The sequence below is a fragment of the Anaerotignum sp. genome (assembly GCF_017483025.1).
In the GTDB taxonomy this organism is placed as follows: Bacteria; Bacillota; Clostridia; order Lachnospirales; family Anaerotignaceae; genus Anaerotignum_A.
Genome location: NZ_JAFUMA010000034.1, coordinates 41,176 through 61,751 on the forward strand (window position 1 = coordinate 41,176; position 20,576 = coordinate 61,751).

Here is a 20,576-nt window from a genome sequence, read left to right on the forward strand (position 1 = left end):
AGCAATAAAAAAGGAGCTGATTGCTCCTTTTCTTTTTCATATTTATTTTCCTTTCAGATTAAACACCACGATACTGCAGATGATGATGGCACCGCCGATGAAAGTACCCATATTAGGAACTTCCCTCAGAATGATAAAGCCCATCACCGTAGACAGCAACGGTGTAACGAACATGAAGTTTGTTACTTCACTGGTTCTTTCTGCAAAGCTCATAGCCTTGCCCCACAGGAAATATGCCGTAGCACTGGGGAATGCACCCAGATACAGCAGTGCAACGATATGGCTTGTACTTGCACCCGCCAGCTGCTGGAAGCCTTCTGCCGCCCAGAAACCCAGTAAAATCGCGCCACAGATCATGCTGTAGGTTACGATTTCCAGCGCATTATAGCCCATAGCACCCAGTTTTCTTGTCATAATATTATAACCGCAGAATACGATGGAAGCGCCGATCGTCCAGATCAGACCTACGTTGATGGAGAATACGCCTTCCCACAGTAGCAGGATCAACACGCCGATAAATGCAGACGCAATTGCCGCCCAGCCGATAGGTTTGATCTTTTCCTTATACAGCTTAGATGCTACGATAGCTGTCAGAATAGGTGTTACTGCGATGATGATGCTGGATGTTGCAGAGGTCAGGGTCAGGATGCCCGTATTAAAGGTGATCATATAGCCCGTGAAACCCAGGCCGCCGGATACGAAGAACAAAGGGATATGCTTTTTCTGAGGCAGTCTGATATGGCACAGTTTCCCGATGATCATCAGGAAGATGGCAGCCGCAGAGCAGCGCAGAAAGCCCAAGGGGATAGAAGTAAACTGTTCCTGGGCTACTTTTGTCAAAGGGAATGCCGATGCCCAAAGGAAAACTGTCAGAAAAGCCAGGCCAAATACCTTTTTCTTATTTGTTGTCATTTGTGTTTCCTCCTAAAAAATGAAACATATAATTGCATGAGAAAAGCGGAGGAAGGAATATAGGAAAACCACAGGCACCGAGCCGTGATGCCTGCAGAAAATCTCTCCGCTTTCTAGCTCATTATAGCAAACAGCTGTAAATAATACAACGCTTTTGTTCGCTATTTTTTACATTTATTTGTTTTTTGTTCGAAAAAACAGACCCGAATGAAATCACTCAAGTCTGAATTTACAACCTCTACCTCTTTACCATTGATTGGGTGGGTATATGCAACAGCGTTTTCTGACGGGATATTCTCAGCCACCTGAACAGGCTGTATGTTCCCAGCAGAAAAACCTATCATCGCACATAAACCCAAAGCCATAAATCGTTTTTTTATAAAAGCGCCCCCTTTTATTTCAACCATTTGCATGACTTTCTGCTTTGATATATGTCCATTTCCGAATGTATGTCAATCCATGCAAAAAGAAAAGCCCGAAGATACAAGATCCTCGGGCTTTTTTCAGCTGATAGCGGGACTCGAACCCGCGACCTATTGATTACGAATCAATTGCTCTACCAACTGAGCCATATCAGCATAACCGATAAATATTATAATATACTCCGCTTAAAAAAGCAAGAAATTTTCCTTTCTTCCGCACAAAATACCTTCGACGATATTCGTCAGTTCTCGCAAAAAAGCGGCGCAAAGCAGCGCCGCCTTTTCTCTAAATCCTCTTATTTCTTCACTACCAGTTCCTGACCAATATAAATCAGGTTAGGATTTTTGATAATATTTTTATTTACTTCGTAAATGCTTCTCCATCTATAGCCATCCCCCAGTTCTTTCTGTGCAATTTTCCACAGAGTGTCACCAGCTACGACTTTATACAGGTTTGTTACCGTTTCCACGGGAGTTTCAACGGGTTTCACGGGCTCTACAGCGCTTGCAGAAGGTTCTTCAGGAGCAACAGGTGTTTCCACGGGTTCAGAAACCACTTTGATCCTCCCCTGAGGCTCTGCATATTCTGTACCAATTACACCATCCATGGAATTTACATAGGAAATCAGCGCATCTGCGTCAACGATAGCCGTATCGTGTACGAAGGAGCATCTTGTCAGTGCATAGTATGTGTCGCCGCCTTCCGCCTGGAAGCTGTTTACCACTACTGTGTAAGTTTCATTCAGGTCGAAGGGTTTACCATTTACGCTTGTGATCGTTACTCTGCTGCCAGGATTTGCGGGAGCATAGTATGTAGAATTGGGATACTGTTCGCCATTTTCATAAGGAACAGCTGTATTTACTGTAAATTCCGCACCAGCGATCTGAGGGAAACCGCCCAGCGCTGTAGGAGTACAGAATGTGGATGCTTCCAGAACTTCCAGCAGTTCCGCACCTGTTACTGTTACCAGAACAACTGTATTACCATAAGGGAATACGGTATAAAGAGTGTTCATGGAGATTTCACCTGTGGGAATACTTGCGCGGATACCGCCGCCGTTGGACAAAGCTACGTCAACGCTCATATCCAGACCAGCTTCTTTTACATATTCTCTGCCGGCGTAGAGGTATGCATCAGCGGAGAAATCGCCCAGGTTTGTTTCCATATTACGAACGCCAGGATCTCTTTCGCCGTTCAGGTCAACCTTTGTTTCAGCAAAAATACCTTCGTAGATCGCATTGATCTCTTCTACGTCAGCTGCTACCATTTCTGTCAGTTCTGCATCATACATCGCATAGTCTGCTGCATATTCCGCTGCGCTGATCAGTTCTGCTGTTTCTTCCTTTGTTTTCAGATCGACTACAACAGTACCAACGTTTGCCATATAGCAGCCAGTGCTTGTGATCATGGTATCGCCAACCATCACGCCGCCATCCATTTCTGTGTGGCTGTGACCGTCGATGACAAGGTCGATGCCTTCTACTGCTGCAGCCAGTTCTGTGGATTTTCTGCCTGTGCTTTCATCATCCACGCCCAAATGTGTAATAGCAACAATATAATCGCAGCCTTCTGCTTTCAGTGCATCTACCTGTTCCTGTGCCAGAGCAAACATTGCTTCTTTATCAACGAAATCCATACCTGCTACGCTGCTGGGTGCAGCCTTTGTCTGTGTTTCCGCTGTATCCAGACCAAACAGGCCGATGCTCAGGCCGCCTTTTTGCACGATCATGTTATCGCCAAAAACAGCTTCATCTGTACCATCTTTCAGGATATTTGCATCCAGAACAGGAACGCCGCCTGCTTCCAGAGCCGCTGTCATATCCAGAACGGCTTCTTTACCAAAGTCAAATTCATGGTTGCCCAGGGAAACCACATCATAATCCGCTTCTACCAGATATTCTACTGCCTTCATACCTTTGTCATGGTTCACCAGAGTCGTACCCTGAGAGAAATCGCCTGCGTCGATCAGCAGCACTTCCGCGCCCATGTCTTCATAATAATCTCTCAACGCTGCTACACCGGCAATGCCCACCTGTTCTTCCGTAACTTCATAGTGACCGTGGATGTCATTGGTGTGCAGGATGACCAGCTTGCCATCCAGATCGCCCGCCATTACGGGAACAGACAACCCCATCACCATAGCCGCTGTCAGCAGCAAAGATAATGCTTTTTTCATACGTTTTCTCCTCCTTTTCCTAGTTGAAAGGTATTTAAAACACACCTAAAGCATAGCATAGAATGTCAAAAAAAGGAATGGTATTTCAAAAATTTTATCTAATTTGAACAAAAAACTTTCGACTTTGTTCGACTTTTCAAAACCCTTGCAGTCCTGCCCAAAAGTCTTTATAATATTCAGGTGAAGTTTTTGAACGAAAGAAAGGAGAGCATCATGCAGAAAAAAGACATCCTTGAACTGAAGCGTCGCTTCAAAAAAGACGCCTGCACCTTTACGAAAATGCGCGGCTGCTATGTGGACAGCCAGAAAAATATCATCTTACATATGAACGAAACTTTCCTCAATCTGGAAGAAGAAGAATTTTATAAATATCTGGAAATTGCCAAAAAAGCTCTTTCCGGCACCATTGGTAACAACCTGCTGGAACTTTCTTTCCTGAAAGACGAAGCCGGCACAGAAGCTCAGAAATTCTTCCTTGCCCTGCGGGACAGCGGCCTGAAAGGCGATGGCCTGTTAGATCTGCTCTATGAACGCATCATCAAGGAATACGAATATGCAGGGAATTACCTGATCCTGCTGTTCCACGATGCCTACGACGTTCCTCTGAAAACAACGGACAACAATAAGCTGGATGAATCCGAAGAAGTTTACGAATACATCCTTTGCGCCATCTGCCCTGTAGAACTGACAAAGGCCGGCCTGGGCTATCATAAGGATAAAAACTGCATTGCCCCCCGTATCCGTGACTGGGTGGTTTCCGTGCCCGAAACAGGCTTCCTCTTCCCTGCTTTTTCCGATAGAAGCAGCGATGTGAACGCCATGGGCTATTTTGTGAAGGATGCAAAAAAGGCGCAGCCTGATTTTATGAAGGAAGCCCTGGGCTGCGAACCCAAGCGCACCGCTACAGAAGAAAAGAAAGCATTCCATGCGATTTTGAAGGAAGTCATTTCCGCAGAGGTGGAAGACCCCGCAAACCTGATTCTGGATATCCAGCAGGATTTGAGCGATATGGTGGATGAGCATAAGAACGTATTTGAAAACGAACCAGTTCTCTTGACTGCTCCTGCCATCCGTGAAGCCATGGCGGATAAAGGTCTTTCCGAAGATGTCATTGCCAAAGTGGAAGAAATCTGTCAGGAAGAATTTGGCGATGCCCCTCCCCTGGCGGAAAATCTCATCGACAATAAAGCTCTGAATGCCCGCGCCGCTGCAAAAAAAGCAGAGGTGCTGGCACTGGAAGTGGAATCTCTGAAACAGAAACTGGAGGAAAAATCCACAGAAGCCCCCGCACCTGCGGAGGCCCCTGAAAAGGAAATCATCCTGCAGGTTTCCCCCGAAAAGCTGCCTGTCATCAAAACAGAAATCATCAATGGCAAAAAATGCATCGTTATTCCCCTGGAAGAGGACGAACACGCTACCATCAATGGCAGCGAATTGGACGAAGCACCATTTTAAAAACAAAAGCCCCTATTCAGGGGCTTATTTTTATTTATCCGTAGTGTAAGGTGCCAGTTCCAGTCGGATGAAGAATCCCTTATCATGCTGACAAACAGGGCACATAGCCGGTGCTTCCTTGCCTTCGTAAACGAAGCCGCAGTTCAGGCACATCCATTTACATTCCACATCATTGATGAACAGTTTATTCTGCTCCAGCAGGTCTGCCAGCTGACCAAAGCGGTCGCCATGGATCTTTTCAATGCCTGCGATATGATGGAAAGATGCCGCAACTTTAGGGAACCCCTCTTCCATGGCTTTATCACCAAAGGCCTTATAGACAGGGTCAAATTCCTCATATTCGTTATGCTGAGCCGCCCGCAGCACCTGCAGCACAGATTCATAAATATCTACGGGGTAGTTGCCATCGATATGAATATTTTCCCCCGCCAGTTCTTTCAGATGGTTATAGAAAATTTCCGCATGTTCCTTTTCCTGATTGGCAGTAAAGGTGAATACTGCTTCCACCACGTGCATTTTCTGCTGCTTCGCCTGAGATGCGACGAAGGTATAGCGGTTTCTGGCCTGGCTTTCCCCTGCAAAGGCCCGCATCAGGTTTTCTTTTGTTTCGCTGTTTTTAAAATCCATGTTGATTCCTCCTTTTTTTATTTTAAAGCAGAGGATTTCCTGCTTTCTCTTTCAGAATTTCCCATCTTCTCTCGATTTCCTTTTGTATTTCATCGGTAATATCCTTATATTTTTCGTTTATCAGATGCTTCGTCCGTCCCATCATCCTGAGCCAGTCTGTCACAGGAATTTTTTTCTGCCCAGGGTCATAACTGATGGCGGTGATGCCCTGCTCCACTTCATACAGAGGAAAATAGCAGCTATCCACTGCTGCGCCGATGACCTTTCGCTCCAGATTGGGCTTATCGCCCCAGTTCAGGGGGCAGGCAGAAATGGCTTTGATATATGCCATACCGTGATAATTGGCATAATGCTGGGCTTTTGCCGCCTTTTTGATAAAATCAATGGGATTGGATTCTGCCACAGTCGCTACATAAGGGATGCCCGTCGCCGCCATGATCTGGGGCATATCCTTATTGAAGAAGGTCTTGCCGTATTGGGCTTGCCCCACGTGGGAAGTAGCACTTTTCGCTCCCATAGGCGTGGAATAGGAAAGCTGATAGCCAGTATTCATATAGCCGCCGTTATCATATTCGAACAAAATCAGACGGTTATTGCGGATAGCTGTTCCCAGAGCAGAACCCATGCCGATATCCATGCCGCCGTCCCCGCTGACCATGATAAAAGTAATCTCCCCATCAGGATACTCGCCTCTTCTCTGCCGTTCCCGAAACATTTCCGCCAGGCCCGTCAGAGTTGCCGCACCGTTCTGAAAAAGATTGTGGACATAAGGCACTTTAAATGCCGTTTTGGGATACCCCGTGGTAACGACCATGCCGCAGCCCGTCTGGAACAACAAAACAACGTTCCCCTCAATGCCCCGCAGCAACAGATTCAGATTCACAGGGATACCACAGCCGGGGCAGGCACCGTGCCCGGGAGCGATACGCTTGGGCATTTCCGTCGTCTCATTCAGCCTACCGCCCTCTACCTGCAGTTTTCCGTTTTGCTCAATACATTTCATCAGGCCAAGGTTTGTTTCTTTTTCCGCAAGGGGTGCGAAATATTGCGCCGATTCTACCGTCTCCCCGGGGTATTTCCCCAGATAGTCGAAGCGTTCCACTTCTGCATCGTAGCACGCCAAGAGCATCTCTTCTGCATCCTTCTCATAAAAATCCTTGCCGCCCAGACCATAGATACGAGTCAAAACCTTTGCCATGGAGCCTTTTTCCTGCAGCATGGCTTTCAGTTCCATGGAAAGATTGCCGCCCTTGGCGCCATAGCTGTCCTGTCTGTCGCCAACAAGGATAGTTTTTACATTTTTGCATAGTTCGTATAATTCCTCCGCAGGGTAAGGTCGGAGGATATTCGTGGTGAAAACGCCCACCTTTTTGCCTTTCTCTCTTAATTTATCCACCACTACCTTCGCCGTATGGTATGCAGAGCCTAGCAAATGCAATACCACCTCCGCATCTTCCGTGCGGTATCCCTCTGCGGCGGCGTACTGCCGCCCTGACAGCTGAGCATAAGCATCGAAAACAGTTGTCATCGTTCCTTTTGCCTCTTCCATGGCCTGATGCAGCTGAAACTTATTATTCAGCACGTCAGGCTCATTCATATAAGAGCCGATAGAAACGGGATTTTGCAAATCCAAAGCAGAATATTCCGCATCATGTTTCCCAATGAAATCCTGTACCGTTTTATCGTTTTCGAAAACCATGCAGCGACGCTTCTGGTGGCTGGTAAAAAAGCCATCGAAGGCCACGATAACGGGCAGTTTGACCTGTTCCGCAATTTTTAAGGCGCAAATATTCATGTCATAGACCGCCTGAGGTGTATTGGCGAAAAGAATGATCCAACCTGTATTCAGACAATACATAATATCGCTGTGGTCACCTTTGATGCATAATGGCCCGGAAACCGTACGGCAAGCCACATTCATTACCATGGGGAACCGCGTCCCCGACTGGACAGGCAACTGTTCCAAGGCATACAACAGCCCATTGGCGCTGGTGGCATTGAATACCCGCCCGCCGCCAGTGGATGCACCATAACAGATACCCGCCGCGCTATGTTCCCCTTCGGCAGGGATCATGCAAATTTCGTGTTCCCCGTCAGCCTTCATCTGATCGAGAAATTCGGCGATCTGTGTAGAGGGCGTGATGGGGTAATAGCCCATGACGTGGTAGTTGATCTGCTTCGCCGCATAGGCAGCCACTTCGTTGCCGCTTTCAAATAAGACCCGTTGCTGTTCCATCAGACCACACCTCCGTCAATTCGTTTTTCCGTTAAATAGGACTCGCTTGTTACCCAGGAATTCGCCCCTGCATCCTCAAATTCCATTTTGTCCACGATCAAATCTTTGTTCCGCACAAACCATTTCGGTTTCGGATGCTCCCGTTCCACGCCCATGACCAAGGCATTTGTGGGGCAGACCTCCACACATCGCAAGCAACCCTTGCAATGGTGATAATCCAGACCCATATTCACCATGGCGGGTTTGCCTTTATATTCCCCCTTTTCAAATCGGAAAACCATATCCGGGCAGGCGGTATCACAAAGGCCACAGTTAATGCATTTTTCCTGCAAAAACAGAGGGATATAGCCTTCTCTGGAGGAAGAGAGATCGTTGGAAACTGTGCTGCCGAAAATAGGATTCACTCCGCCGATAGGCGCATTTTCGTAACCCCAATCACTTTTTGCTTCCCGATAAGAAATTTTTTCGTAGGTGCCATCCTCTTTGAAAAAAGCGGACTTTGTCTCGTTGTATCCTCTGCGCACACCTTCCAGATTGGCCTCCAGCAAAGCGGGATATTTTTTCCCGATGGTCTCTTTGGCAATGGCTTCTGCTGCTTCCAAGGGAACAAAACCGCTGGCCTTAGCAATGGCCCCCAGCATGACCATATTAATGCGTGTTTTCGCTTCCATGGCAATATTCAAAGCATCGATACAGAAAACCTCCCCTCCGCAAAGCTGCAGTCGTTTCCGCATTTCGTCAGGAGATGCATCCGTATTGATAACGATTTTCGTTTTTTCCGTCACACCTGCTGTCACAGGCAGTTTTCCCGCCAGGGCTTCATGGAACAAACCCAAAATATGAGGGTTTTCTACAGGGCTGTTGATGCCGATTTCCCTATTCTCCTCCGCCCAGCGGATATATGCTTTCACGGGAGACCCCCGCTTCTCTGAACCATAGCTGGAAAAACTGGCAGCATTCAGACCCAGAGTCACCGCCCCCAATTCCCCCAGCATTTTGCCGCAAAGATTCGCCCCCAAACCGCCGATGCTTTCCAGGCGAATCTCAAAATACCCATTTTCATTTGTCACAGGTAATTTCATCCCATTCCCTCCTTTTCCTCTAGTATGGGCAAAATTGGAAAGGCTATGCATTCTCTTCCATCAGTCGATTCAGTTCCGCAAGGTTTCTCTGGGGCGCAAAGCAATGCTGTCCGCGGCAAAGGTAATAAACCTCACCTGCGTCTGGAATGGGATAATCTGCCGTAAGAGGGGCTATTTGGGCTAATTGTCCCTGATTTTCATTGTTTTTGAACAGAACCGACAACCCCATTTCCTGTCTTTCCCCAAGAAACGCCAAAAATGCTGCTGAAGGCTGCTCTTCTGCGGAAACACAAATCAATTCCATGGCAGGATAGAACACCTCACCCATGGCAAAAAGGACAAAACAATGGCCCGAAGGCATCCCTTCCATGGCTCCTGCCAAAAAGGAAAGCTGATTATCTCTTGCATCTATCCATTTTGGTTCCCCTGTCAGCGCCGCCAGTTTTACAAAAACATACCCCGCCACAGAATTGCCGGAAGGCAAAGCCCCATCGTAAGTCTCTTTGGGACGCTGGATAAGCTGCTCCGCATCCTTTGCATAGAGATATAACCCGCCCTTTTCATCGGTAAACCATTCCAGCATCATTTCTGCCAGCTCTGCCGCTCGTTCCAGATAGTTCAAATCGAAGGTGGCTTCATACAATTCCAGCAGACCAAAGGCATAAAAAGCGTAATCATCCAACTGCCCCAAGTGGGCCGTATCCCCATCCCGATAGCGCAGATAAAGCCGCCCCTGTGCATCCGTCAACCGTTCTTCGATAAAGGCCGCCGCTCTTTTTGCAGCGGCCGTATAGGCTCCATTCCCCAAAAGAAAACCTGCCTTAGCGAAAGCCGCCATCATCAGCCCGTTCCAGGAGGTCAGAATCTTATCGTCTTTATGCAAAATTGTCCGCTGTTTCCGATAATCGCAGACTTTTCGGCAGAGCTGCTCTATCTTTTCATTTCGTTCCTCTTCTGGAGTTTCCCGCAAGCGATTGGGGATGCTTTTCCCATCAAAGTTTCCCTCTTCCGTAATGTGGAAATAGCGGCAAAATTCCACCGTATCCTCTCCCAAAACAGAACGCAGCTCTTTCGGTGTGAAAACATAGTATTTCCCTTCCACGCCTTCGCTGTCCGCATCCTGCCCGCAATAAAAACCACCTTCCCTATCGGTCAATTCCAACAGAACATAATCCAGTGTTTTTTCTGCAACGATACGATAAAAATTCCGCCCTGTCTGCCGATATCCTTCCAGATAGGCTAATACTAGCAAAGCATTATCATAGAGCATCTTTTCAAAATGGGGCACCAGCCATTTTTCATCTGTGGAATAGCGGGAAAATCCCCCGCCGATATGGTCGAACATCCCGCCCAAAGCCATGCAATCCAACGTCTTTTCCACGGCAGAAAGGGCGATTTCATTCCCCTCCTCTCTGCCATAACGCAGCAGAAACAGCAGATTATGGGGTGTTGGAAATTTTGGTGCCACCCCAAAGCCACCCCATTCCCGATCGAAGCGCTGCAGCAATTCTGCTGCTCCTTGTTTTAGTAATTCAGGCCTAGGAGCAGTCAGTATGGCTATCGATTCCTTTTGTAGAATATCTGCAATTTTCTCTCCTGTTTCCAGCAACTTCTTTCGGTCAGTTTTCCATAGGTTTTCTACCTGTGCCAACAATTCCATCAGCCCCGGCATGCCATATTTGCTCCATTTGGGAAAATACGTCCCTGCGAAAAAAGGCTTTTGTTCCGGCGTCATCAGGATCGTCAAAGGCCAGCCGCCGCTGCCCGTCATCATCTGGCAAACGCCCATATAAACGGAATCCACATCAGGCCGTTCCTCTCTGTCCACTTTAACGGCAACGAAGCCACGATTCAGAATTTCCGCCACTTCCTTATCCTCGAAGGATTCCCCTTCCATCACATGGCACCAATGGCAGGTGGAATAGCCGATGCTCAAAAATACAGGCTTATCCTCCTGTTTTGCCTTCTCAAAGGCTTCCCCTTTCCACGCAAACCAATCCACAGGATTATTTTTATGCTGCAGCAGATATGGTGATTTTTCATATTGCAAGCGATTCATATGCGTCCTCCTTTCATTTCCCCTAGTTTTCTTCAAAATAGATTTTTCATTCCTGCATTTTCCACGCAAAAAACAAAAAAATCCTGATATGTTAAGAAAAAACACATCAGGAGGCATTTATGGAATCCATTTGGACAAAAACCTGCAGCATCCCCAGACGGGAACAGCTTCAGAAAGATATGAAAACAGAGGTGGCTGTCATTGGCGCAGGTATGGCAGGCATCCTCATCGCCTGGCAACTGCAGAAGGCAGGCAAACAAGTCATCATTCTAGAAGCAGACCGCATTGCCAGCGGGCAGACGAAAAATACTACGGCCAAAATCACTTCTCAACATGATTTGATTTACGCAAATCTGATTTCTTCTCAGGAGGAAGAAAAAGCCCGCCAATACGCCATGGCAAACGAAACTGCCATTGAGGAATATCGACGTATCATTCAGGAAGAACAGATTCACTGTAATTTCGAAGAAACTCAAGCCTATGTTTATTCTACAGATAAAGAAAAACTGATGGAAGAAGCCAAAGCCGCCGCATCCCTCGGGATTTCCGCTTCTTTTGTCAGCCATGCAACTCTGCCCTTTCAACGAACCTGCGCTCTGCGTTTCGATGGGCAGGCCCAATTTCATCCTTTGAAATTCATCAAGCATCTGGCAGAACAACTGGAAATATACGAAAAAACGCCCGTCCGAACAGTGGACGAGCATATTTTACACACGCCAAAGGCAACCGTAACAGCGGAACACATCGTCTTTGCGACCCACTACCCCTTCGTGAATTTCCCCGGACTGTATTTCGCCCGCATGCATCAGGAACGTTCCTATGTGCTGGCGCTGGAAAATGCCCCTATGGAACAAGGCATGTTCATCGGTGATGGGGAAACCTCTTATTCCTTCCGCACCTATGACAAATATCTCCTTTTCGGCGGCGAAGGGCACCGCACGGGCGATAATCGCCAAGGCGGGAAATACAATGCTCTACGACAAAAGGCAAAAGAATTATTTCCCCAATCCTTAGAAGCTGCCCATTGGTCTGCTCAGGATTGTATTCCTGCAGATGGCATTCCCTATATTGGACAATATGCCAGCGGGAAACCCTATTGGTACGTGTCAACAGGCTTCCAGAAATGGGGCATGACCACTTCCATGGTTTCCGCCATGCTGATTCGAGATATGATCTGCGGAAAAGAAAATCCTTATGCCGCAGTTTTCGATCCCCGACGTTTTTCTGCCGAAGCCGCCAGCGGGATCGCCTGCGAAGGCAGGCAAGCCGTCAAAACTTTCGCAAAACGGCTATTTCAATTACCAGAAGCCACCGCAAAGGAATTGCCTTTGGGTCATGGTGGTATAGTCGACCTAGATGGGGATAAAATTGGCGTATATAAAGAGGAAGATGGTACTCTGCATTTGGTTGAAATCCGCTGTCCCCATCTGGGCTGCCAGCTGGAATGGAACCCTGATGAAAAAAGCTGGGACTGCCCCTGCCATGGTTCCCGATTCGATTTTCGCGGAAAATGCATCACCAATCCTGCTCAGGAGGATATTACAATAGAAAAAGAAAGGCCCCTGCCATAAGGCAGGAGCCATTTTTTATGTATGAAATTCAGATGATTCGATTAAAAATCAAGCCTTCATTTCTTTCAGACCCATCAGGCCTTCTTCGAACAGAGCAGCGGGCATCAGTTTGATTTCGCCGTTTTCATCTCTATCGATGATAGGTTCGAATTCCATCTGATCCAAGATCTGTGTCTGCAGATCGATACCAGGAGCGATTTCTGTCAGGTGCAGACCGTCTTCTTTCAGAACGAATACGCATCTTTCTGTCATGTACATTACCTGCTGACCGTTTGCGTTAGCAATGTCACCATTGAATGTAACCTGTTCTACAGATTTAACGAATTTTTTCTGTCTACCTTCCTGAGCGATTACAACTTTGCCGTCTTCTACTTTAACTTTCAGACCGCCTGCTGTAAATGTACCGCAGAAGAATACTTTAGGTGTGCACTGTGTGATGTTGATGAAACCACCGCAACCAGCGATTCTGGGACCGAATCTGGAAACGTTGATGGAGCCGTGAGGGTCACATTCAGCCAGACCCAGATAGCACAGATCCAGACCGCCGCCATCATAGAAGTCGAACTGGTAGCCCTGATCCAGCAGTGCGTCTGCGTTGTAAGCAGCACCGAATCTGATACCGCCAGCGGGTACGCCGCCAACAGCGCCGCCTTCTACTGTCAGTGTCATGAAGTCGCCGATGCCTTCTTCGTTAGCTACGGAAGCAACGTATTCAGGAGCACCTACGCCCAGGTTAACTGCAACGTCTTTTTCCAGTTCCAGAGCGCCACGACGACCGATGATCTTCTTAGCGTCCAGAGGCAGGGGAGCGGGAGCAACGTCAGGGTTTCTCATTTCGCCGGACAGAGCAGGATCGTATTCACAATCCAGAGACTGCTGATGATCTTTGGAATCAGCAACTACAACGTAGTCAACATAGATACCGGGAACTTTAACCAGACGAGGATCCAGTGTACCAGCTTTAACAACTTTTTCTACCTGAACGATAACGATACCGCCGCTGTTTTTAACAGCCTGGCATACGGATGTACCTTCCAGAGGAGAAACTTCTTTTTCGAAGGAGATGTTACCAGCTTCGTCAGCGTATGTACCTCTGATCATAGCAACGTTGATGGGGAATGCAGGGTAGAACAGATAGTCCTGGCCTTTGAAGTTTACCAGTTCAACGTAGTCTTCTGTTGTTTTTTCGTTTACTTTACCGCCGCCGTTTCTGGGATCGATGAATGTACCCAGACCAACTTTTGTCAGGACACCAGGTCTATGACCAGCGATTTCTCTGAACAGGTGGCACAGAGCACCCTGAGAAACGTTGTAAGCTTCGATTTTATTTTCCAGAGCCAGTTTCTGCAGAGCGGGAACTGTTGCCCAGTGACCAGCCATGTATCTCTTCAGCAGACCTTCGTGTGCGAAGTGTTCTGCACCACGGCCGTCTTTGTTACCCTGAGAACCGCAGTATACATAGAACAGATCTCTAGGTTCACCTGTTGCCAGGAATCTTTCTTCTACAGCTCTATCCAGAGCTTCGGGAATTGCAGATGCTACGAAACCACTTGTTGTGATTGTATCGCCGTTTTTAATCAGCGCAGCAGCTTCAGCAGCAGTAATAATTTTTACCTGTCTAGCCATTATGTTAGACCTCCTATAAAAATTTTTGTAATATTACAAGAACACAGGGGTAGTCTCCTACCCCTGTTTATTTACATTTCCATCAAAGTAAATGCGGCAGGAAAAATTACAGCATTTCTACGAAGGACTGCAGTCTTGTCTTAACCTGTTCGAAGGATGTTACTTCCTGGTCAACTTCGATCATCAGGTTCTTAACACCTTTTTCTTCGAATTCTCTGTACATTACAGGGTAGTCCCATTCTTCGGGATCGCAGAATTTCATCATAGCAACGATAACTGCGTCAGCGCCTGTAGCGATTGTTTTGTTGATCAGCATTTTGCCGCGGCCTTTCTTTGTATCTGTTGCAACGGAGCAACCATACATCTGCTGCCATGCTTTTGCCATTCTGTACAGAGGGCCTTCTTCGCCGTCCAGAACGTCAACACGGATCTGTCTGGATTCCTGAGCCAGGTCGTCATCAACGATAGCCAGTTTGAATTCGTCGAAGATTTCAAGCAGCTGGTTGGGTTCCAGCAGGATACCTGTAACAACTACTTTCTTGCCATCCCAAGGTTCAACGGGCATAGCTTTGATTTCAGCGATCAGTTCTTTCACCAGAGCTGTGTGTTTTTCTTTCAGCATGAACTGTCTTGCTTTGAATACAGCATGACGGTCAACAGCGCTGATAACCTGAGGGTAGTCAGCTGCTACTTTAACGAATTCACGCATAACTGCTCTGTTTTCGTTGTAGATAGCGATGGAGTTTTCCAGAGCTGCGTTTGTGATTGTAACGCCCAGGTAAGCTTCCAGCTGTTTTTTAACCAGTTCGTATTCTGTTACCAGGAATTTGTTAGCTGCTTCCAGGCCTCTGTTCTGAGGATGTGTGAATACGATTACTTTGTCAGCGTTAGCGCCTTTCCATTTCTGGGACAGGCATTTCAGTGTGTCACAAGGTACGGAGAACAGAACTGCTGCCAGATCATCGTAAGCGCCTTCGCACTGCAGTTCCATGATCTGCTGCATGATAGAGCATGCGAATGCGGGCAGATATGTACGTGCTTTAGAGATCTGTTTGCCCTGTGCACCCCAGATACCCATGGGCAGGTAACCTGTTGCGTGTACCATTTCTTCGGGAGCGTAGATAGGCATGATACCTACAGCGCCTTTACCTGTTTCAGCTTTATAATCATCCATTGCTTTCTTGGGATTAGCTGCAACTTCTTTCAGTTGGGATAAGATAGCTTCTACTTTACTCATCGTTTTCTCCTCCTCAAATTATTCTGCTGCCAAGTTTGCTTCCATCATTTCTACCAGTGCCTGTACACGTGTTTCGTACTGAGCAGGAGAATATACGTTAGGGTCTGTCTGGTCACCATCGAAGGATACGTAAGGTTTGCCGTTTACGCCTTTGATGATTTCAGCTGTTTCAACGTTCAGGAAGGACATCAGCTTACAAGATCTGTTCAGGTGGTAGATTGTACCATCGATCTGGCCTTTTTCCATGATTTTCAGCAGAACATCAACTTTGTTGGACAGGCATGTGTTGATGTAGATTCTTGTGTAAGCTTCTGCCATGGAGTGCAGGGATTCATCGTTTGCATCATATTCCAGGTTCCACAGGTCGGGGTATGCTGTACCTGTCATGATAGCGCCCAGGTTCTTTGTTGTTTTGAATGTGTGACCCAGGTGAGGCCATACAGCGATACCTTCCCACTGGAATCTTGTTTTTTCAGCACCTTTGAAAGCGTAAACGCCAGCTTTCAGATTAGCTTCCAGTTCGTCTGCGAATGCTTTGAATGTGATTTCAGCATAATCCAGGGAACGGCAAGCTACGATCAGTGCCATGTAGTTGAACAGGTCGAAACCATTCAGAGGAGAGGGTTTGTATTTAGCCATATCAGCGATTCTGTTCCAGTGGTATACGGAACGCTGTGTCTGGTCTTTAACTTCCTTGAATTTTTTCCAGTCGAAAGGTCTGCCGCAGATTACTTCCAGCTGAGAAATAGCGTTTCTGAACTGGTCAGCGATATATGCTTTTGCATATTCGGGAATAGGCATTGTGTGGTTGAAAGGTACGTCGATTACGATGCAGGGAATATCCAGTTCTGCAGCCAGGTTTTCGTACCATTTCAGCAGTGTGTTACAAATGTTGTTACATGTGATTACCAGATCGGGCAGGGGAACGTCAGCTGCAGGAGAGTTAACCAGAACTTCGGGTTTTTTACCTGTGATAGCTGCTTCTTTCAGACATTCCATGTAACCCATGTTTACTCTACCATAAGAACAGCAGTCGATGTTGTAACCTTTTCTTGTTGCAACGTCCAGCATGTCGATAGCACCTTTTCTAGCACCGATACCAGCTGCGTGTGTTTCGGGGTAGATCATAGCGATACCCATTGTTACGCAGAATTCGGAAGGAGCTACGGATGCGGACCAGCAAACAAGGTCGCCTCTTGCTTTAGCGTCTCTTGCATCCTGATCGGCTTTGTTCTGATAGTAGCCTAACAATTTTTTTGCTGCCATGCCTTGTGTTAAACTCATTCTAATCCCTCTTTCTTATTATTTTTTTGTTGCCGCTTCGTATGCGAACAGTGCCGCACCGAGAGCGCCTGTTGTTTGTGGATTGGGTGCCACAATTACATCTGTTTTCAATACGCTAGAGACCGCTCTGACTACGCCTGCATTTTTTGCAACGCCGCCTGTGAAGACAACGTCTTTTTCCAGACCGCCTCTGTAAGCAAGGCCGCACGCTCTGCTAGCTACGGACATGTGAACCCCTTTAGCGATGTTATTTCTGCTTGTGCCTTTGGAAAGCTGAGAAATAACTTCAGATTCAGCGAATACAGTACAAGTACTGCTGATAGGCGCTGTTTCTGTAGCGAGTTCGTCCAGTCCAGCCATTTCATCCAGTGTTGTTTCCAGAACTCTGGCCATAACCTCGATGAAACGACCTGTACCTGCCGCACATTTATCGTTCATAAAAAACTGCTTGATGACACCTTTGTTATCCAGTCTGATCGCTTTCGCGTCCTGACCGCCGATATCGATGATGGTACGTGCAGTGGGTACCAAAAAGTAAATGCCTTTTGCATGGCAGCTGATTTCGGAGAACTGTTTATCAGCATCCAAAGAGAATCTGCCATAACCGGTAGCGACTGTAAAGGAAATATCTTCCTGTTTCAGACCGCTTGCTTCGAAAGCTGCTTCAATCGCTTTCTTGGGACCTGAAGAACCTGTACCAACCTGTACAACTTCTGCAGCAACGACATCTTTACCGTCTTTCAAAATAACTACTTTGGAAGATGCGGAGCCAACGTCAATACCCATTGTATACATCCTGTTTTACCTCCTCCGTTTTATATTTAACCATGCGATAAAACAATCATGAAGAGTTTTGGCGCGCCTGCTGTCCCCGTGTTTCTTTTTTTGCAGGCTGCCGGATGAATGACATCAGAAAGAACCTATATCCTTGAATATAAGTTCCTTTCATTCCGAAATACAGTCTGACTGGCATAGTCCTCCTGTATTTGTCTTGATTATAACATCAATAATTTTATATTTCAACCTAAATTGTTAAAAATTTATTTTTATTTTGGAATTTTTGCAGAAAAATGGTGGTTCTTCCCAAAAAAACGAAATTCTGTATACAAAGTACTTTGCATGCTATCTATTTTACCTGTTTTTTTGTAAAAATGATTGCATTTTTATCTAAATTGCTTTTGTATTTTGGCAAATCCCCTCCCTCCCAGACCTCATCCCTACTTCATTTATAGGGGATGTCTATCCTGATAAAGGCCGTTTTTTATTCCTATCACGCCGCAGGGCTTTCTATTAGACCTGTCCTTCCCCGCGATTTTGTTAAATTATATGCAAAATCTCAAAGGATATGCCCTGCAGTGGGCTTTTTCCTGTCCAACAAGATCCTTGCGTTTTCGCCATTTTTTACTGTTCTGCTGTTCATCCACTGCACATTTTTTCTGTCAAAATAAACACAGGGTCTTCTGCGCATGTAAATTAGCAGAAAACCCTGTCTGATTAAATTTTTTTAATTTTCTGTTGTCCCTTGGCGATCTCCGACAGCAGTTCAGCCTCTGTTCGGATTTGGAAAGGAGAGATCTCCGCCTTTTCTGCCAGCTGTTCTAAAAAGCGGATCAAAAGCTCATGATAATCTCCATCCTTTGCCTTCAACCGCTTCGCCAGTTTAGGCAAAAGCCTCTCATTCATTTCTCTGAGAGAGACCGTTTCTTCCTTTAAATATAATTCCAGCAGTGTTTTCAATGCCAGATACGCCTGCATCTCGTCCCACTGACGATCGATATAATATTTCTCGCCTGCCAGTCCATAAAGCATCCGCATGCCATCGAAATAACCCAATGTCATATCTTTCTTGCTTTGCTCTGCATCGAACTGCAGGATGCCACCCAATTTTTCTTTGGCAGCAATGGTAATGATATTAGCGTCCTCCGGTATTTTTGTTCGCTTTTCAAAACCAAGGCCATAAATACGGATCACGATGATATCTCTGTATCCTCTGTCCAGCAGAGTGCTGATTGGCACGATATTCTGTACACTGCCATCCACATAATCCTTGCCATCCAGTTTCATTCTCTGGAATCCCGGAACATAGGCACTGGCCAGAAGCATGTCTTTCAGCTTGCCTGCCTCCAGTTCATCTGCATCGATATCCATTTCCTTTTTATCCGTCAGGGAATACGTCACCAGAAAAAATTTCTTGCCGGAGGCTTTGATCTTTTCTTCATCTACATATTCAGCAAGCAGCTTTCGCAAAGGCTCGATATCCAGTCCGCCATCCTTGATGATCTCCACAAAATCCTTCAGAAGCGTCTTTAAATCCAGTTCACCGATCTTTCGATCATAAAGATTTTTCATCTGGACATCATCCGCATCAAATACCTGAGAAAATCTGATATTTTCCCAAAGATGAATAGCCTGTTCCAGTTCCCCCATAACCATCATTGCGCCATTCAGCGCCCCAACAGAAGTTCCCGCCACGGCGTCAAATTTCACGCCCGCTTCATCGAGAGCTTTCCAGACGCCTACTTCATAGGCGCCCTTTGCGCCGCCGCCTTCCAAAGCGATGGCATATGTTTTTGATGTGTCAAATTTTAATTCCATCTGACCACCTCTTAATATTCACCCAATTCCTCCAGCGCTGCGCGAATCATTTTGCCTGCGATAGGCGTTGCGCTGCCGTAATTGGAATTTTCGATCATAACAGCTACTGCCACTTTCGGATTTTCCGCAGGAGCAAAGCCGATGAACCAGCTATGATCATAGCCTGTGGCATTTTCCGCCGTACCTGTCTTACCAGCCACGGTCACGCCGCTGACCGCCGCCGCAGAACCAGTACCGCTGGTAACAACTTCCGTCATCATATCCCTCAGGATAGCTGCTTCCTCTGCAGAACAGATATCTAATAATTTTTCAGGCACGGTATGTTTTGTTTCCGTCCCATCAGAATAAACCACATGATCCACAATATAGGGCCGCATCATCATACCGTCATTTGCGATAGCAGATGCCAGCATAGCCATATACAAAGGTGTCACGCCCGTTCTGCCCTGGCCAATGGCTGTTTCCACCAGTTCGCTTTCCGTTGATCCCTTTTCCAAATAAATATTGTTCAGGCTGGTCTCCAGTTCAAAATGACTGGATTCCTCCATGCCTACCTGACGCATGGTCTTTGCCAGGTTTCCTGCGCCGATCTCCTCCGCCAGAGCCGCAAAATAACAGTTGCAGGAAGCCGCCAGAGCCGCTTTCATATCCACAGTACCATGAGCTTTATTATTGTAGCAATGGATCACCTTATCCTCGAATTCTCTTTCCCCGGTACATTCAATGGTAAAGTTCTGCCAGTTGGAAAGATGCTCCATCCCCGCCAAAGCCGTGATCGTTTTAAAGGTAGAACCGGGAGGATAGAGACCTTGGGTGGCTCTGTTTACCAGAGGACTTTCTTCGCTTTCCGAAAGGGTATCCCACTGGGATTCCACACTGTTGGGGTTGAAATCAGGGTATGCCTGCAGAGCAAGGATACGCCCTGTGGAAGGCTCCATGACAACGATGGCCCCTTTTGCGCTGCCCAGCAGATTACCTGCCGTGCTTTGAATATCCATATCTACCGTAAGAGCAACACTGTTACCCTGCAATTCTGTTTTCTTTATAATACCACTGACACGTTGAAACAATTCATTATGCAGACGCATCAGTTCAAAGTTTTCCGCCGCTTCCACACCGGTCTTGCCCACACTGCTGTAACCAGTGATGTGAGCCGCCATGCGGGCGCGGGGATATTCTCTGCTGTATGTGCCGTCATTCTGCAAAACACTGGTGGCAAGAACTTCGCCATCCCTGTCCAGAATGTCGCCACGTTTGATGGTTTCATCTACATAACGCAGGCGGCTGTTATAG

General features: G+C 46.8%; 15 protein-coding genes and 1 tRNA gene. 2 read left to right on the forward strand and 14 right to left on the reverse strand.

Annotated elements, in window-relative coordinates; translation table 11 throughout:
• Positions 1 to 42: 42 nt before the first annotated feature.
• The 4 genes from IJ369_RS03020 to IJ369_RS03035 form a co-directional block, all read right to left on the reverse strand.
• A complete protein-coding gene (locus IJ369_RS03020; RefSeq protein WP_290715828.1) occupies positions 43 to 912 on the reverse strand; it encodes a DMT family transporter in 870 nt (289 codons plus the stop codon).
• A gap of 161 nt (positions 913 to 1,073) precedes the next feature.
• Positions 1,074 to 1,319: a hypothetical protein gene (locus IJ369_RS03025; protein ID WP_290715831.1), complete on the reverse strand. Its 246-nt coding sequence runs from the start codon at positions 1,317 to 1,319 to the stop codon at positions 1,074 to 1,076.
• A 98-nt stretch (positions 1,320 to 1,417) separates the two neighbouring features.
• Positions 1,418 to 1,490, reverse strand: a tRNA-Thr gene (locus IJ369_RS03030).
• A 140-nt stretch (positions 1,491 to 1,630) separates the two neighbouring features.
• Positions 1,631 to 3,511, reverse strand: coding sequence for a 5'-nucleotidase C-terminal domain-containing protein (locus IJ369_RS03035; protein WP_290715833.1), 1,881 nt, complete (start codon positions 3,509 to 3,511; stop codon positions 1,631 to 1,633).
• Between the two features lie 213 nt (positions 3,512 to 3,724).
• Here IJ369_RS03035 and IJ369_RS03040 point away from each other — a divergent pair, with 213 nt between their 5' ends.
• Complete coding sequence (locus tag IJ369_RS03040; RefSeq protein ID WP_290715835.1) at positions 3,725 to 4,966, forward strand: DUF4317 domain-containing protein; 1,242 nt, start codon at positions 3,725 to 3,727, stop codon at positions 4,964 to 4,966.
• 30 nt (positions 4,967 to 4,996) lie between these two features.
• On the opposite strand, the gene rbr is transcribed toward IJ369_RS03040, so the two are convergent.
• From rbr to IJ369_RS03060, 4 genes are read right to left on the reverse strand one after another with little or no spacing between them, the layout of a single operon-like run.
• The gene (rbr, locus tag IJ369_RS03045; protein ID WP_290715838.1) at positions 4,997 to 5,593 is read right to left on the reverse strand and encodes a rubrerythrin; all 597 of its coding nucleotides are present in this window, start codon (positions 5,591 to 5,593) and stop codon (positions 4,997 to 4,999) included.
• 22 nt (positions 5,594 to 5,615) lie between these two features.
• Entirely contained in the window at positions 5,616 to 7,829 is a 2,214-nt protein-coding gene (locus IJ369_RS03050) for a thiamine pyrophosphate-dependent enzyme (RefSeq protein WP_290715841.1), read from the reverse strand.
• Positions 7,829 to 8,911 carry a 2-oxoacid:acceptor oxidoreductase family protein gene (locus IJ369_RS03055; protein ID WP_290715843.1) on the reverse strand — a complete coding sequence of 361 codons (1,083 nt, stop codon included), beginning with the start codon at positions 8,909 to 8,911 and terminating at the stop codon, positions 7,829 to 7,831. Before IJ369_RS03055 ends, IJ369_RS03050 begins: the two co-directional genes overlap by 1 nt.
• 43 nt (positions 8,912 to 8,954) lie before the next feature.
• On the reverse strand, positions 8,955 to 10,970 hold the full coding sequence (locus tag IJ369_RS03060; protein ID WP_290715845.1) for a thioredoxin domain-containing protein: 2,016 nt from the start codon (positions 10,968 to 10,970) through the stop codon (positions 8,955 to 8,957).
• Between the two features lie 119 nt (positions 10,971 to 11,089).
• Between IJ369_RS03060 and IJ369_RS03065 the strand changes: the two genes are divergently transcribed.
• Positions 11,090 to 12,541: an FAD-dependent oxidoreductase gene (locus IJ369_RS03065; protein WP_290715847.1), complete on the forward strand. Its 1,452-nt coding sequence runs from the start codon at positions 11,090 to 11,092 to the stop codon at positions 12,539 to 12,541.
• A 48-nt stretch (positions 12,542 to 12,589) separates the two neighbouring features.
• Here the strand turns inward: IJ369_RS03065 and IJ369_RS03070 are convergent, their stop codons facing one another.
• The 6 genes from IJ369_RS03070 to IJ369_RS03095 form a co-directional block, all read right to left on the reverse strand.
• Positions 12,590 to 14,167 carry an acyl CoA:acetate/3-ketoacid CoA transferase gene (locus tag IJ369_RS03070; protein ID WP_290715849.1) on the reverse strand — a complete coding sequence of 526 codons (1,578 nt, stop codon included), beginning with the start codon at positions 14,165 to 14,167 and terminating at the stop codon, positions 12,590 to 12,592.
• Positions 14,168 to 14,273: 106 nt separating this feature from the next.
• Positions 14,274 to 15,404, reverse strand: coding sequence for a 2-hydroxyacyl-CoA dehydratase subunit D (locus tag IJ369_RS03075; protein ID WP_290715852.1), 1,131 nt, complete (start codon positions 15,402 to 15,404; stop codon positions 14,274 to 14,276).
• Between the two features lie 18 nt (positions 15,405 to 15,422).
• Positions 15,423 to 16,688: a 2-hydroxyacyl-CoA dehydratase subunit D gene (locus IJ369_RS03080; RefSeq protein WP_290715854.1), complete on the reverse strand. Its 1,266-nt coding sequence runs from the start codon at positions 16,686 to 16,688 to the stop codon at positions 15,423 to 15,425.
• An 18-nt stretch (positions 16,689 to 16,706) separates the two neighbouring features.
• Complete coding sequence (locus IJ369_RS03085; RefSeq protein ID WP_290715856.1) at positions 16,707 to 17,483, reverse strand: acyl-CoA dehydratase activase; 777 nt, start codon at positions 17,481 to 17,483, stop codon at positions 16,707 to 16,709.
• A gap of 699 nt (positions 17,484 to 18,182) precedes the next feature.
• Positions 18,183 to 19,283: a patatin-like phospholipase family protein gene (locus tag IJ369_RS03090; protein ID WP_290715858.1), complete on the reverse strand. Its 1,101-nt coding sequence runs from the start codon at positions 19,281 to 19,283 to the stop codon at positions 18,183 to 18,185.
• 11 nt (positions 19,284 to 19,294) lie between these two features.
• Positions 19,295 to 20,576 (reverse strand): peptidoglycan D,D-transpeptidase FtsI family protein (locus IJ369_RS03095; protein ID WP_290715860.1); only part of this gene is annotated, 1,282 nt, incomplete at its 5' end.

Coding starts and splice junctions, on each gene's coding strand:
- IJ369_RS03020 (WP_290715828.1), bottom strand. CDS start 912: ATGACAACAAATAAGAAAAAGGTATTTGGCCTGGCTTTTCTGACAGTT.
- IJ369_RS03025 (WP_290715831.1), bottom strand. CDS start 1,319: ATGGTTGAAATAAAAGGGGGCGCTTTTATAAAAAAACGATTTATGGCT.
- IJ369_RS03035 (WP_290715833.1), bottom strand. CDS start 3,511: ATGAAAAAAGCATTATCTTTGCTGCTGACAGCGGCTATGGTGATGGGG.
- IJ369_RS03040 (WP_290715835.1), top strand. CDS start 3,725: ATGCAGAAAAAAGACATCCTTGAACTGAAGCGTCGCTTCAAAAAAGAC.
- rbr (WP_290715838.1), bottom strand. CDS start 5,593: ATGGATTTTAAAAACAGCGAAACAAAAGAAAACCTGATGCGGGCCTTT.
- IJ369_RS03050 (WP_290715841.1), bottom strand. CDS start 7,829: ATGGAACAGCAACGGGTCTTATTTGAAAGCGGCAACGAAGTGGCTGCC.
- IJ369_RS03055 (WP_290715843.1), bottom strand. CDS start 8,911: ATGAAATTACCTGTGACAAATGAAAATGGGTATTTTGAGATTCGCCTG.
- IJ369_RS03060 (WP_290715845.1), bottom strand. CDS start 10,970: ATGAATCGCTTGCAATATGAAAAATCACCATATCTGCTGCAGCATAAA.
- IJ369_RS03065 (WP_290715847.1), top strand. CDS start 11,090: ATGGAATCCATTTGGACAAAAACCTGCAGCATCCCCAGACGGGAACAG.
- IJ369_RS03070 (WP_290715849.1), bottom strand. CDS start 14,167: ATGGCTAGACAGGTAAAAATTATTACTGCTGCTGAAGCTGCTGCGCTG.
- IJ369_RS03075 (WP_290715852.1), bottom strand. CDS start 15,404: ATGAGTAAAGTAGAAGCTATCTTATCCCAACTGAAAGAAGTTGCAGCT.
- IJ369_RS03080 (WP_290715854.1), bottom strand. CDS start 16,688: ATGAGTTTAACACAAGGCATGGCAGCAAAAAAATTGTTAGGCTACTAT.
- IJ369_RS03085 (WP_290715856.1), bottom strand. CDS start 17,483: ATGTATACAATGGGTATTGACGTTGGCTCCGCATCTTCCAAAGTAGTT.
- IJ369_RS03090 (WP_290715858.1), bottom strand. CDS start 19,283: ATGGAATTAAAATTTGACACATCAAAAACATATGCCATCGCTTTGGAA.